Source organism: Romboutsia sp. 1001713B170131_170501_G6, from assembly GCF_015668195.1.
Classification (GTDB): Bacteria; Bacillota; Clostridia; order Peptostreptococcales; family Peptostreptococcaceae; genus Romboutsia_C.
The window spans coordinates 865,429-878,866 of record NZ_JADPFC010000001.1 but is presented as its reverse complement, the minus strand read 5'-3'; the positions used below and the strand labels follow the sequence as shown (position 1 = coordinate 878,866).

At 26.1% G+C, this 13,438-nt stretch carries 13 protein-coding genes; 4 read left to right on the top strand and 9 right to left on the bottom strand.

Going from position 1 to position 13,438, the window contains the following annotated elements:
* Positions 1–11: 11 nt before the first annotated feature.
* Positions 12–221, bottom strand: a complete 210-nt coding sequence (locus I4U89_RS04325; RefSeq protein WP_195938662.1) for a helix-turn-helix transcriptional regulator — start codon at positions 219–221, stop codon at positions 12–14.
* A 183-nt stretch (positions 222–404) separates the two neighbouring features.
* Here I4U89_RS04325 and I4U89_RS04320 point away from each other — a divergent pair, with 183 nt between their 5' ends.
* Positions 405–1,061 carry a LexA family protein gene (locus I4U89_RS04320; RefSeq protein WP_195938660.1) on the top strand — a complete coding sequence of 219 codons (657 nt, stop codon included), beginning with the start codon at positions 405–407 and terminating at the stop codon, positions 1,059–1,061.
* 17 nt (positions 1,062–1,078) lie between these two features.
* A complete protein-coding gene (locus I4U89_RS04315) occupies positions 1,079–2,197 on the top strand; it encodes a site-specific integrase (protein ID WP_195938658.1) in 1,119 nt (372 codons plus the stop codon).
* Positions 2,198–2,380: 183 nt separating this feature from the next.
* Here the strand turns inward: I4U89_RS04315 and I4U89_RS04310 are convergent, their stop codons facing one another.
* Positions 2,381–2,950, bottom strand: a complete 570-nt coding sequence (locus I4U89_RS04310) for a hypothetical protein (RefSeq protein WP_195938656.1) — start codon at positions 2,948–2,950, stop codon at positions 2,381–2,383.
* 124 nt (positions 2,951–3,074) lie between these two features.
* Positions 3,075–3,647, bottom strand: coding sequence for a TVP38/TMEM64 family protein (locus tag I4U89_RS04305; RefSeq protein ID WP_195938654.1), 573 nt, complete (start codon positions 3,645–3,647; stop codon positions 3,075–3,077).
* A 308-nt stretch (positions 3,648–3,955) separates the two neighbouring features.
* On the opposite strand from I4U89_RS04305, the gene I4U89_RS04300 reads away from it, so the two are divergent.
* Entirely contained in the window at positions 3,956–5,620 is a 1,665-nt protein-coding gene (locus I4U89_RS04300) for a glutamine--tRNA ligase/YqeY domain fusion protein (RefSeq protein WP_195938652.1), read from the top strand.
* 33 nt (positions 5,621–5,653) lie between these two features.
* On the opposite strand, the gene I4U89_RS04295 is transcribed toward I4U89_RS04300, so the two are convergent.
* Both I4U89_RS04295 and I4U89_RS04290 read right to left on the bottom strand, forming a co-directional pair.
* The gene (locus tag I4U89_RS04295; RefSeq protein ID WP_195938650.1) at positions 5,654–6,541 is read right to left on the bottom strand and encodes a YegS/Rv2252/BmrU family lipid kinase; all 888 of its coding nucleotides are present in this window, start codon (positions 6,539–6,541) and stop codon (positions 5,654–5,656) included.
* A gap of 88 nt (positions 6,542–6,629) precedes the next feature.
* Complete coding sequence (locus I4U89_RS04290; protein WP_195938648.1) at positions 6,630–7,271, bottom strand: lactate utilization protein; 642 nt, start codon at positions 7,269–7,271, stop codon at positions 6,630–6,632.
* Between the two features lie 227 nt (positions 7,272–7,498).
* On the opposite strand from I4U89_RS04290, the gene I4U89_RS04285 reads away from it, so the two are divergent.
* On the top strand, positions 7,499–8,269 hold the full coding sequence (locus tag I4U89_RS04285) for a YaaA family protein (RefSeq protein ID WP_195938646.1): 771 nt from the start codon (positions 7,499–7,501) through the stop codon (positions 8,267–8,269).
* A 95-nt stretch (positions 8,270–8,364) separates the two neighbouring features.
* On the opposite strand, the gene I4U89_RS04280 is transcribed toward I4U89_RS04285, so the two are convergent.
* The 4 genes from I4U89_RS04280 to I4U89_RS04265 form a co-directional block, all read right to left on the bottom strand.
* Complete coding sequence (locus tag I4U89_RS04280) at positions 8,365–9,246, bottom strand: GGDEF domain-containing protein (protein WP_195938644.1); 882 nt, start codon at positions 9,244–9,246, stop codon at positions 8,365–8,367.
* Positions 9,247–9,289: 43 nt separating this feature from the next.
* Positions 9,290–10,135: a YihY/virulence factor BrkB family protein gene (locus I4U89_RS04275; protein ID WP_195938643.1), complete on the bottom strand. Its 846-nt coding sequence runs from the start codon at positions 10,133–10,135 to the stop codon at positions 9,290–9,292.
* Positions 10,136–10,563: 428 nt separating this feature from the next.
* Entirely contained in the window at positions 10,564–11,976 is a 1,413-nt protein-coding gene (locus I4U89_RS04270; protein WP_243279132.1) for a cation:dicarboxylate symporter family transporter, read from the bottom strand.
* Between the two features lie 439 nt (positions 11,977–12,415).
* Positions 12,416–13,357, bottom strand: a complete 942-nt coding sequence (locus I4U89_RS04265) for an alpha/beta hydrolase (protein ID WP_195938641.1) — start codon at positions 13,355–13,357, stop codon at positions 12,416–12,418.
* Between the last annotated feature and the right edge of the window lie 81 nt (positions 13,358–13,438).

Genomic DNA, 13,438 nt, shown 5'->3' with positions numbered 1-13,438 from the left:
ATTTTAGTCATCTAAATGTTGACTAAATTATTAAAAAAAATATCATCTATTGTTGTACCAAAATAGTCTGCAAGTATTTTAGCTTCATTAAGTCTAAACTCTTGTTTACCAGTTTCTTTATAACTATAAGAAGTTTTGGACATATTAAGAATTTTTGCAACATCTTCTTGTTTTAGATTATGTAGCTTTCTATAAGCTACTAAATTATTTGTTTGTATCATTTAAAACCCCTTTCTGTAAACTTTATGTTGACTGTTTATACTTAAATTATAGTCAACATGTTGTTTACTGTCAACATTATTTTAAACTTTTTTTGAAAAAGTATTCATTTTTTTATATTTTAAGTAATATAATTTTATTTTAGTCAATTTTTAGTTTACAATATAGTTAGGAGGAATGTAGATATGTTATGTGATAGATTTAAAAAAGAAAGACTTAAAACAGGGTTAAATCAAGTTGAATTCGCAAAGTTATTTAATGTTACTAAACAAACAGTATCTAACTGGGAAAGCGGAAAAAGAAAACCAGATATAGAAATGCTTTCTAATATAGCTAAGTATTTTAATGTAACAACAGATTACCTGTTGGGAAATGATATTTCTGACAATAAAACTGATGATATTAAGTTATCTAATTTAGAAAAACTAGACAGTAATAAGATGGTTAAAGTACCAGTATTGGGAGTTATAAAAGCTGGTATTCCTATGTTTGCTGAAGAAAATATAGTTGACTTTGAATACATACATCAGGAGGAATTATCAGTGGGGGAAGAATATTTTTATTTGGAAGTAAAGGGCGATAGTATGATAAACGCTCAAATCAACGAAGGTAATAGAGTCCTTATAAGAAAACAAGATTATTTAGAATGTAATGGTGATATTATGGCCGTTAGGGTTAATGGCGATGAAGCAACTCTAAAAAGAATATATAAACAAGAAAATGGAATTGTTTTACAATCAGAAAACCCTAAGTATGCACCTATGTTTTATCCAGCTAGTGACTTAGAAAATGGATATGTAGGTATAATAGGAAAAGCTATCGAGGTTAAAATTAAGCTTTAGAGAGTTGGTGTTGACATTTGAATATTAAATCAACATTTATAAGAAAAAGAAATAATAATTATAATGTCTATATTGAGTATATAGATGAAGAGGGTAAAATAAGACAGAAAAGTCAAGGTAAATATAAAAATAAAAAAGATGCAGAAAAACATTTAATTGATTTAAAGAGCTCTATTAATAATAATAAATTTATAATTTCTAAAGATATTAAATTTGTAGATCGTTGTTCTAAGTTTGTTGAAGAGAACAAATATAGTTGGTCCGTACTTACAACAAGAAATAGAAAAAGCTTAATATCAAAACATATAGAAAAACATTTTGGTAATGTCCTTTTAAAAGATATTAATCCTACTTTCTTGCAAGGTTTCGTTAATCAAATTTATAAGGAACATGTTACAGGAACTGCAGATGTTATCTATTCATTTGTAAGAACTGTCTTAAAGGAATCTTATAGATTAAAAGAAATTAATGAAAACCCATGCGATTTTATTAAAATGCCAAACAAAAAATATAATTCAACTTCTGATGTTTATACTAGAGAAGAAACTAAAGAACTTATAGAAAAGTTAGAAGGTGAAAATATACAAGCTCCTATTATGCTAATGACTATACTTGGACTTAGGTATTGCGAAGCATGTGGACTTAGATGGCAGGATATTGATTTTGATAATAATATAGTTAATGTTAATCAAATTATAGTTTATCTAGGTAAAGAAGGCTTTATATTTAAAGATCCTAAAACTGAAAAATCTAAAAGAGCTTTACATGCTCCAGATGAACTTATGAAGATATTAAAGAAAGTAAAGATAAAACAGGGTGAATTACAATTAAAAGGACTTTTAAAAAATGAATATGATTTAATCTGTTTAAATGCTGAATTGAACCCATGGAGCAATACAGCTATTAGAAAAACTTTTAAGAGATTCTTAAAAAAGAATAATATGAAAACTGTTAGACTTCATGACTTGAGGCATACAAATGCAACTATGATGCTTTTAAGTGGTACTAATATGAAAATTGTATCTGAAAGATTAGGTCATACAGATATTAAATTAAGTATGAATAGATATTCTCATGTAATCAAGGAAATGGATAAAAAAGCATCAGATAATTTAAGTAATATACTTTTTAAATAACAGTCAGTTTTATGTCAGTAAATTAAGTTTTTGTCAGTTGATTGCAGTTAGTTAATTAATTTTATTTTATGCTAATTAATTTGGTAGTAATTGCAATTGCTTACTATTAAGTTTAAATGAATTCAGTTAATGCATATTTAATATTTTGTAAAAAAATAAATACCTCTTTAAAACAAGAGGTATTTATGCATTAACTGTTCTTCTTAAGTACATATCATTTTTATTTCTATCGTAGTATTTAGAAAGTAATCCTTCATATTCTAGTACTAAACCTTTATAATCATAGAAATCATTAGGTCTTACTTCATAAGAAGGCTTATTCATAATGTTTATATCACTTTTTTCTAGCATATCAGCAACAAAATGTGAACATACATATTTAAATTCTTTTTCTCTAGGTCTATCTATACTTAGATATAAAAGTGCTTTTACATCATAATCATATTGTTCTCTATTTTCACTTACATTCATTATATTCTTGTATAATTTATGATATTGTTCATCAGTAACATCTAACGAGTAAACACGACACATAGTGTTAGTCCTTATAGCGTATAAACCTTCATTTATATTTTCCTCCACAAACCCTGCAAATATAGGAGTTTTAGGATTTAACCTTCCAAATGAATACATAGGTCTTAATTGTTCATTTAAAGATATCGATACATGTGCATATGGGGTTTTACTTATACGTCTTATAAGAAACGATAATACTGTACCTGTATATGTTGTTATAATATATACTTTTTTCATATTACTCTCCCCCTCTTCATTAAAATATAACTATAAAAGTATATCACAAAAATATATATATAGTAAATATTTTTGTGAAATTATTTGTCGAAAAGTCTAAATTTTATATTTATATTCTTTAATTTTATTTAGGTACATTTTCCGTATGTATTCTATTATTTATTTTTCTTCCAAGTATCCAAGATATAATTACAGATAGAATAAATACTACTATTTTAATAGGTTCTTGAAAAACCTTATCCAAATCTTCTCCAATATAACTTATAAGTAAAAACATTACAAACTTTCCAAATACCATTCCTGATATATAATTTTTTATTTCTGTTCCTGCAAATCCAGATGAAATTGTTACTAGAAAATCTGGTATAAAAGGACATGCATAAGAGATAAATATAGTGTTAAATCCTTGTCTATGAATCCAAGAAGTTACTCTCTTTACTTGTTCTTTTGATTTATACTTTTGTATGTATTTTAACCTTGAAAACCTATTTGCTATATAGTATAAAATTATAGATGCAATTGCTGAACTTACCCATGACACTAAAAAACCCATCCACATTCCAAGAACAAAAGCATTTGCTAGCACTATTGCAATTAAGGGAAGTATTGGTGCAAAAGTCTCAAGCATTACAAGTAAAAATCCAACTATTATGGCTAATACTTTGTGGTCTGTTAATGAATATAGTATTTCTTCCATAGTTAACTACTCCTAAATATATGTTTATTAGTTTAAAAAATGACTATCATATTATTATTATTTAGACTTATCTAGTAAGTATACATTTTATTTATTGTATTTTAGGATTTAAGTTCACTATTTAAAAGGAAATTTATCATAATTTTATATTTATATTATAAAATTTAATCATTCGTATAATAATTTTAAGTATATATATTTAATTATATCTTTATTTTTTTACAATATTAGATTAAAATTAATATTATGGATTATAGTACTTTTTTGTACTATGGATAAAAAATTAATAAATGAGAGGTACTATTAATATGTCAAACGAAAATGTTTCATCTAATTTCATAAAAAACATTATAGTTAATGATTTAGAAACTGGAAAACATGACAGCATTATAACTCGTTTTCCACCAGAACCAAATGGTTACTTACATATAGGTCATGCTAAAAGTATATGCTTAAACTTTGGACTTGCAAAAGAATTTAAAGGAAAAGTAAACTTAAGATTTGATGACACTAACCCAGTTAAAGAAGATGTAGAATACGTAAATTCTATAAAAGAAGATGTTAAGTGGTTAGGATTTGATTGGAATAACTTATTCTTCGCATCAGACTATTTCGATACAATGTATGAAAAAGCTGTGCTTCTTATAAAAAAAGGTAAAGCTTATGTATGTGAATTAACACCTGAAGAAATGAGAGAGTATCGTGGTACATTAAGTGAACCTGGTAAAGACAGTCCTTATAGAAACAGAACTGTTGAAGAAAACTTAGATTTATTCGAAAGAATGAAAAATGGTGAATTTAAAGATGGAGAAAAAGTATTAAGAGCAAAAATTGATATGTCATCTCCTAACATAAACTTTAGAGATCCTATAATATATAGAATAGCTCATTCAACTCACCATAATACAGGAGATAAATGGTGTATATATCCAATGTATGCATTTGCTCATCCACTAGAAGATGCAATAGAAGGAATAACTCACTCTATATGTACTCTAGAGTTTGAAGACCAAAGACCATTATATGATTGGGTTGTTAGAGAATGTGAAATGGAAAATGTTCCTAGACAAATAGAATTTGCAAGACTTAACCTTACAAATACTGTTATGAGTAAGAGAAAGTTAAAGCAACTTGTTGATGAAGGTGTAACTGATGGATGGGATGATCCTCGTATGCCTACTATATCAGGTCTTAGACGTAGAGGATATACTCCTGAAGCTATAAGAAACTTCTGTAGAGAGATAGGTGTATCTAAAGCTGATTCTAAGGTTGATAGTCAAATGCTTGATTTCTTCGTAAGAGAAGATTTACAACCTAAAGCTCCACTTGCTATGGGTGTTTTAAGACCTTTAAAATTAGTTATAACTAATTATCCTGAGGGTCAAATAGAAATGTTGGAAATCGAAAATAATGCAAAAGACGAAACTAAAGGAAAAAGAATGGTTCCATTTGGTAGAGAACTTTATATAGAACAAGAAGACTTTATGGAAGAACCTGTTAAAAAATACTTTAGACTATTCCCTGGAAATGAAGTTAGATTAAAAGGTGCATATTTTGTAAAATGTAATGAAGTTATAAAAGATGAAAATGGAAATGTAGTAGAAATACATTGTACTTATGACCCAGAAACGAAGAGTGGTTCAGGATTTACAGGACGTAAAGTAAAATCTACTATACATTGGGTTGAGGCAACTACTGCTAAGCCTTGTGAATTTAGATTATATGAACCATTAATACTTGATGATGCTCCTGAAAATGAAGGTAAGCATTTCTTAGAACAAATAAACCCAAATTCTCTAGAAATACTTCAAGGATTTGCAGAACCTACTCAACTTGAAAATGCTAAAGTTCTAGATAAATTCCAATTTGTTAGAAATGGATTCTTCTCTGTTGATACTAAATATACTACTGATGATAAATTAGTATTCAATAGAGTTGTTCCTTTAAAAAGTTCATTCAAACCTTCAAAATAATAAATAAAAAGGAAGCTAAATTTAGCTTCCTTTTTATTTTACTCCAAGTACCTTTATTCCATCCTCTATACATTCTATATCTAGAGGAAAATCTGGCCCTCTTTCTCCATCTATATCAGTTAATAAAACGTCGCAACAGTCTATTCTTACTTTTTTAGTTTTAAAATATAATATCTCACTTTCATTATATGTATCTAAGTGCTCACCTTTTAATATACTTATAAGTACTGGTATTGATTTTGGTATAGGCATTGCTTTAAATATAATGACATCTAGGTAACCATCATCTACTTCTGCTTTGTATGCTAAATTTAAATTACCTGCTGTTTTTCCATTAAATACTAACATAAGATACATATCACCCTTGTACATAACTTCTTTGGAATTTACATTTATATTGAACTTTCTTAGGTGAAGAGCTTCCTCTATACCTGTAATATAATAAGATACTTTTCCCATATAATTTTTCAATTCTGGATTTATCTTCTGAGATACATCAGTAAACATTCCTGCACTAGCTACATTTATAAAATATTTATTATTTATTTTTCCTATATCTATACTTTTAGGTTCTGAATTAATTATATCTTTAACGGCTTTATTTATATCTAAGGAAATATTTAAAGCTTTAGCAAAATCATTAGCTGTTCCTGTTGGAAGTATAGCAATAGGTATATCTATGTTAAATTCTTTCATAGCATTTAGAACTATATCTACTGTTCCATCTCCTCCTGCTATTAATAAATGGTCATAAGTTTCATCCATATCTAAAAAGGCTTTACTTATGTGCTGATGTTTACTTAATCTATATGGTATAAGTATGTAGTTATAGTTTTGATATATTTTTATTATATTATCAAGTTGGCTTGTTATTTTTTTCTCACCTGAGTTTGGATTATATATAAGCTTTACTTTTTTCATATTTCCTCCTTGCTACCCTTGGTGATATACATATTATATTATTTACAGATTATGTATTCATTATGTGTAGGATAAATTGTATATTATTTTAATACCCAAAACTTTCATTTATAAATATTATATGTATTCTATTTGGTATTCTTTGTTTTTTTATAATAGTATATTCACAGCATATTCTTTCACTACTACTACAGTCCATACAATAGCCTACTTCTTTACAAGGTGTCTTAGTATTTAACCTTTTAGCATTTGCAGGTGCAGATACTATTTTATTTCTATTTATAGCTTCATCTATATTTTTTACTATCTTATTTACTCCACACACTACTATAACTTTATCAGGCCCATAAAGCATGGCAGCTACTCTATTCCCCATTCCATCTACATTGTATAATTCTCCTTCTTCTGTTATAGCATTAGTACTAGTGAAGTATGCATCTGCACAGAAAGATTTTCTAAATATCTCTTTCATCTCCTGAGGTGAAAGATTTTCTTCATATCTATCTAAAAAATTGTATCTACCACTTCTTAATAAATCTATAATACCTGTTTCAAATAAAGTCATAGAACCACCACAAGCTACTAATGACTTTTCATCAACTAACTCTTTTATTATATTTATAATATCATTCTTGTCCTTTGCTAAATAACCCTTCATATTATTTCTTTCTAAAGCTTTAATTGTTTTTTCTATTCTTTTTTCATTGACCCAAATTATATTTTTATCCATAACAATTCACTCCTTAAAACCATACTTTATATAAATTTTTTATATATGTTAATTTTATCACAGTTATATACTATTTCTAAATATTTTTATACTACATACTTATATGATTAAAATTTTTGTACTAAGGGTATATAATAAACTTATGAAACTCAACTTAAAATATTAATGAAATTTACTTCAATTAATATAAGTGGAAATTAGCAAATAAAATATATAAGAGGTGTAAAATGATTACTATAATTTCTCCTACTACAACTATGAATTTTGATAAAAATATAAAACTACATAAACAATCTATGCCTATATTTAAAGATGATATAGATTACTTAATAAGACTTTTAAAATTATTAAAAAAAGAAGAACTATCAAACCTTATGAATCTAAGTGAAGATCTAACTACATTAAATCATAATAGACATAAAAATCTATCGACTAAAAATAATCCAAAGTGCGAAAGTATCTTAGCTTTTGATGGAGAGGTTTTTAATTGTATGAAAATTTATGAATTTACACATGAGGATTTTGATTTTGCTAATGAAAATATAAGAATACTTTCAGGACTTTATGGTATACTTAAGCCATTTGATTTAATAGAACCTTACAGACTTGAGATGAAATCTAAATTAGTTAATAAGCGTGGGGATGATTTATATAAATTTTGGAAAGATAAAATAACTCAAAATATAATGAATGAATTAAGTACACATAAAAACAAAATACTAATAAATCTAGCTTCTTCTGAGTACTTAAAGTGTATAGATTTAAAATCTATAAAGAAAGATTATACATTTATAGATATAAACTTTAAAGAATATAATTCTAGCAAAGACACTTATCAAACTAAAGGTCTTTATGCAAAACGTGCCCGTGGATATATGGCATCTTTTATAATAAAAAATAAAATAGATAAAATTTCAGATTTAAAAAAATTTAATATTGATGGTTATAGCTTTAATGAAAATTTGTCAGATAATAATAAACTTATATTTACTAGATAGTATTTTTTATATTATTATATATCATAATTAAAGCTATATTTTTAAATAAAAAAGTGCCTTTAAGTTAGTATTTATACTACTTTTAAGCACTTTTATTATTTATGTGATATATTATTTCTTCCTTTTTCTTTTGAAAGATAAAGCATTTTATCAGCAGATTCTAAAATAGATTCTACTGTTTTTGTATCTTCATCTAATGTGCTTATTCCAAAGCTTGATGTTATTTTTATAATTTTATCTTTCCATTTAAATTCATGCTTTTCTATTTTATCTTTTATAGCTTGAACTCTCTTAGTTACATTTTTTAATGGCATATTATTAAATACAACTAAAAATTCTTCCCCTCCATATCTCGCTACCCAATCTATGTCTTTTCTTATGTTATCTTTTAATATCTTACCTACTTCTTTTAGTACAAAATCTCCACACAAATGCCCATATGTATCATTTATTTGCTTAAAATAATCTAAATCTAGCATACAAACTGATAATGTCTTATTTTCATTTATACTATCTGATATATTAAAAGGTAGCATTTCATTTACATATCTTATATTAAAGCAATCTGTAAGTTCATCCTTAACAACTATCTCATTTAATCTGTTAACTTCTTTTGTTATATCACTTATACTTTTTTTACTTATCTCTTCTAGTATGTTGTCTTCCGTTACATCCTTTAACGCTTCTATTATATATTTTGCATCATTTATTTTGATCAAAGTTGCAATTACAAAATATACCCTTTCTTTATTAAACTCTATTTTTGAAAAAGATTTTTCCTCATTATAAGCTCTAATTGATATACAATTTTCACATACTTGATTTCTATTCCAAAACTCATAACAAGGTGGTCTTTCTATCTCTACCTTATTTTTTATTTGATGTATAACTACTTTTTTTATTGGATCTACTATTCTAATACAATCAAATAAATTATAAAGTATATCTCTTTCATTTATATATTCATATATATTCATACCTTATTTATCTCTCCTAATTACAAATAAGTGTCTATTATTATTAGATTTTTTCATTAAATTTATATTTGTATATATTTCTTCTTAAGTAAATTTTAGCATTGATTTCTATACCTATCAATATAGCCCAACTACTTAAATAAATCCATGTTATTAAAACTATTATTCCACCAATACTTCCATATATAACTTCATAGTTTGCATAATAATTAGAATAATAAGAATATCCTAAAGATACTAATATCCATCCAAGAGTTGATATTATAGCCCCTGGCGTTGCTTCTAACATCTTTACTTTTTTATTAGGACTATATCTATATATACTTATAAGTATTACAACTAAGGTTGATATACCTATAGTGTATCTTAGTATATCCCAAATATACATAAATATCTTATCAAGTCCAATAAGTCCAAATATAAAGTATCCTATCTTTTCTCCATACACTAAAAATACCATTGATGAGAATATTAAAAATAATAAGGTTATAGTTGATAGTATGCTTATAAAAAATACCTTTATAAATGATCTAGTTTCCTCTACCTTATAAGACTTATTAGCACCTCTTATCATAGCCCTTACTGCTCTTGATGATGTCCACATAGTTAGCAGAAAACTTGTTATTATAAAATTTTTACTTTTATTTTTCATAGCAGAATAAATTATAGCTGATATCATATTAAAAGCACTTTCTGGCATCATATGCTCAAATAATAATATGTATTTATTTATCTGAATAACAGGCATATATGCTATAGTACTTATAGTAAACATTAAAAATGGAAAAAGGGATAATAGCAAATAGAAAGACATTTCAGCGGCTTTTGAATTTATCTCTGTATAATTTGAATTTCTAAATACATCTATAATCTTATCTATCTTTTTCATATGTCCCTCCTTATTTTTATAGTATAAATTATCCTATTTTATGGTAATACTTTACTCTAAACAAATAATATATAAGTTACTTAAAATATTTACTATTTTACCATTTTATCATACTTTTTAATAAAGTTAAATTCATGAATATTTCACTATAAAAGGATGTAGTTAATATACATCCTTTTTCTATTATTTATATTTCTATAGTTTTTTTATAAAATCATGATATTTTTTATTAGGTTTATATATTATATTTTTTTAATATGTAAATATGTAATTTTTATAGATATAATTTTTTATTTTTAGTATTTTATTCTACTAGGAATTTATGTTAGTTATTATATCTTCTTTATTATACAATGTTGCAAACTTACTATATCAAATTATATATATCTTAAATAAAAATAACCCTCACAAATGAGGGTTATTTTTATTTAAGCACTTCTATCTTCAGTTGTTGCTGTGTTTTTTCTATTGTAAACATCTTTATCGATTTTGCCAAGTGAATTACCAACAGCTATTGAAGTTACCGATGCTCCACTTACATTTATCATTGTTCTACCCATATCTAGTATTGGATCTATTGCAAGTATTCCACCAGCTAATGGGAAATAAGCTCCAAGCCCTACTCCTGATACAACTACTGATACTGCCATTGTTGCAGTTCCTGGAAGACCAGCTATTCCTAATGAACTTATAGTTATAACTACAAGTAACATTACATAGAAACTTATATCTTTATCTATACCAGCCATGTTTGCAACTGTTATGGCCATTAGTGCAGGGTATATACCAGCACATCCATTCATCCCCATATTAGCGCCTAAACTTGCTGTAAAACTTGCCACACCTTCTTCAACACCCTGCTTTTTAACAAGTGTATCTATAGTTACAGGAAGTGTTCCTAAACTTGAACGAGATGTAAATGCAAGAAGCAATGGTTCTGCCGCATTTTTTATGTAAGTCATTGGATTTAATCCACAAGCTGTTATTATTATTAAGTGAACAACAAACAGTATTGCTACTGATACATATAAAGCTGCTACAAATTGTACAACAGATATCATTGAAGATAATCCTCTTGCAGTTATAGTGTTTGCTAAAAGTGCAACTACAGCATACGGCATAAACTTTATAACAGTCATTGCAACACTTACTATTATCTTGTAGAATGCTTCTACCAAATCTATAAATGGCTTAACTATATCCATATATTTTTTCTTTGTTCTGTTTGTCGCAAGTCCTAAGAATGTAGCAAATATTATTATAGCTACTATATTTCCATCCGCCATAGATAGTACTGGATTTGATGGTAATAATCCTCTTAAAGTGTCAACTAATGGAGTTATTTCTCTCATTTCTGGTGCTTCTATACCAGTTGCTTCAAATCCAACTCCTAGTTTCATAACATTTCCTACTACTATACCTATTATTGCTGCTAAACATGTTGTCCCAAGTAACATGCCTAAAGATTTAAATGTTAAAGCTTGTAAATTATCCCCTTCTTTCATGTTTATTATAACTCTTATTATAGATACAAATACCATTGGAACTACTAACATTTTTAATAAATCCATAAATCCATACCCAAATAATCCATACCACTTACTTACTTCTTGTAACCAAGTCACCTGTGATGGGTCTTCAGGAAGACCTGCCACTAATTGTATTATAACCCCTAGTATAAGTCCTATTATTGTCGCGTAGATTGTTCTTGTTGAGAACTTTACTTTCTTCTTTTCAAAGTGTTTAACTATGAAAAATGTCCCTATTAATAGTGCGATAAAAATAATTGTTTTGATGTTTGATATCATCAAAAACCCTGTTAAGAATGAACCTTCTCCCATTTTTTCCTCCATAATTTTATTTAATTTTTATAAATTAACCAGAACGTTAATCATTTTTTAATTAACTTGGTTAAATTTTTTATTTAACTTTTCAATATTAAAGTTTTATAAAAATACGTTTTCACATTTAAATTATAGTTAAATTTTTATAAAGTATTCTTTTATTTTAACTTAATATTGTTAAGTTTTCTTCCTCTTACATAAACTATGATATATTATTAACATTCTATTGTCAATATAACTTTCAATATATTTTAAAGTTTTTTAAGCTTTCTACTATATTTTTGTAAGTATTAATATAATTTTAGCGTACAAAACTTAATTTTAATTAGTTTTCTTACTTTTATAAATTCTTACTTATATCTTCTTTATACTTTATTTTTTAAAATCAATTATCTAAAATAATTATTTTTAAAAAATAAAAATAAAAACTACATAATTATGTAGTTTTTTGTACTAATTTGTTGTTAATCCAATCTAATATATCTTTTATAACGTCATCTTTATTAATTTCATTTAACATTTCATGCCTTCCACCTTCATATAATTTACAACTTACATCTTGTACTCCTAAATTTATGTATTTATCTCTTAAATTTAAAACACCTTTTCCAAACTTTCCTATTGGATCTTTATCTCCAGATAATATATATATAGGCAAATCGAGAGGAATTTTAGCCAAGTTATGTTTATCTTCTATTTCTTTTAATCCTTGTATGAAATCATAGAAAAAACCACAAGTAAATATTAACCCACAAAATGGATTATCTATATATTTTTTAACCTCCTCTTCATCTCTACTTAACCAATCAAATTCTGTTTTAGTATTTTTAAACTTTTTATTATTTCCACCAAATATTAAGCTATCTATAAATTTACTTCTATGTAATCGTCCATATTTTTTTATTTCTCTATTTATTATTATCTCTGCTAAGTTTAATATAAACCCATGGTCTCCATTTGAACCTGATAATATCACTCCATCTATATTGTGTGAATATTTCATAATATAGCTTTGGCTAGCAAAGGACCCCATGCTATGCCCAAATAAATATATAGGAAGTTCTCCGTTTTCATTTTTTATAATATTTGTTAATATGTTCATATCTTCAACCAAATGATAAAAGCCATTTTCTTTTGCTAAATATCCAACATTTTCAATTTTCTTAGCAGTTTTACCATGCCCTCTATGATCGTTTATATAAACTATATAACCGTTTTTTGTTAAATATTTTGCGAAATACTCATACCTACTAGCCGTTTCATTCATACCGTGTGCTATTTGAATTATACCTTTTGGCTTATTGACTTCATCTTCATACTTATACACATGTATATCTAAATTATCATTTCCCTTAAAGTAAAAATTTGTACACCTCATATATTATTTCACTTCCTTTTATCCTTTTTCTAATAATTATTATATCAAACCATTTTTATTAATAATATATTTTTGTATAAA

Excerpts from the sequence above, each read along its gene's own strand:
- I4U89_RS04270 (WP_243279132.1), bottom strand. The coding sequence starts at position 11,976 with ATGGGAGAAGGTTCATTCTTAACAGGGTTTTTGATGATATCAAACATC.
- I4U89_RS04305 (WP_195938654.1), bottom strand. The coding sequence starts at position 3,647 with ATGGAAGAAATACTATATTCATTAACAGACCACAAAGTATTAGCCATA.
- I4U89_RS04300 (WP_195938652.1), top strand. The coding sequence starts at position 3,956 with ATGTCAAACGAAAATGTTTCATCTAATTTCATAAAAAACATTATAGTT.
- I4U89_RS04280 (WP_195938644.1), bottom strand. The coding sequence starts at position 9,246 with ATGAATATATATGAATATATAAATGAAAGAGATATACTTTATAATTTA.
- I4U89_RS04320 (WP_195938660.1), top strand. The coding sequence starts at position 405 with ATGTTATGTGATAGATTTAAAAAAGAAAGACTTAAAACAGGGTTAAAT.
- I4U89_RS04310 (WP_195938656.1), bottom strand. The coding sequence starts at position 2,950 with ATGAAAAAAGTATATATTATAACAACATATACAGGTACAGTATTATCG.
- I4U89_RS04295 (WP_195938650.1), bottom strand. The coding sequence starts at position 6,541 with ATGAAAAAAGTAAAGCTTATATATAATCCAAACTCAGGTGAGAAAAAA.
- I4U89_RS04325 (WP_195938662.1), bottom strand. The coding sequence starts at position 221 with ATGATACAAACAAATAATTTAGTAGCTTATAGAAAGCTACATAATCTA.
- I4U89_RS04265 (WP_195938641.1), bottom strand. The coding sequence starts at position 13,357 with ATGAGGTGTACAAATTTTTACTTTAAGGGAAATGATAATTTAGATATA.
- I4U89_RS04290 (WP_195938648.1), bottom strand. The coding sequence starts at position 7,271 with ATGGATAAAAATATAATTTGGGTCAATGAAAAAAGAATAGAAAAAACA.
- I4U89_RS04285 (WP_195938646.1), top strand. The coding sequence starts at position 7,499 with ATGATTACTATAATTTCTCCTACTACAACTATGAATTTTGATAAAAAT.
- I4U89_RS04275 (WP_195938643.1), bottom strand. The coding sequence starts at position 10,135 with ATGAAAAAGATAGATAAGATTATAGATGTATTTAGAAATTCAAATTAT.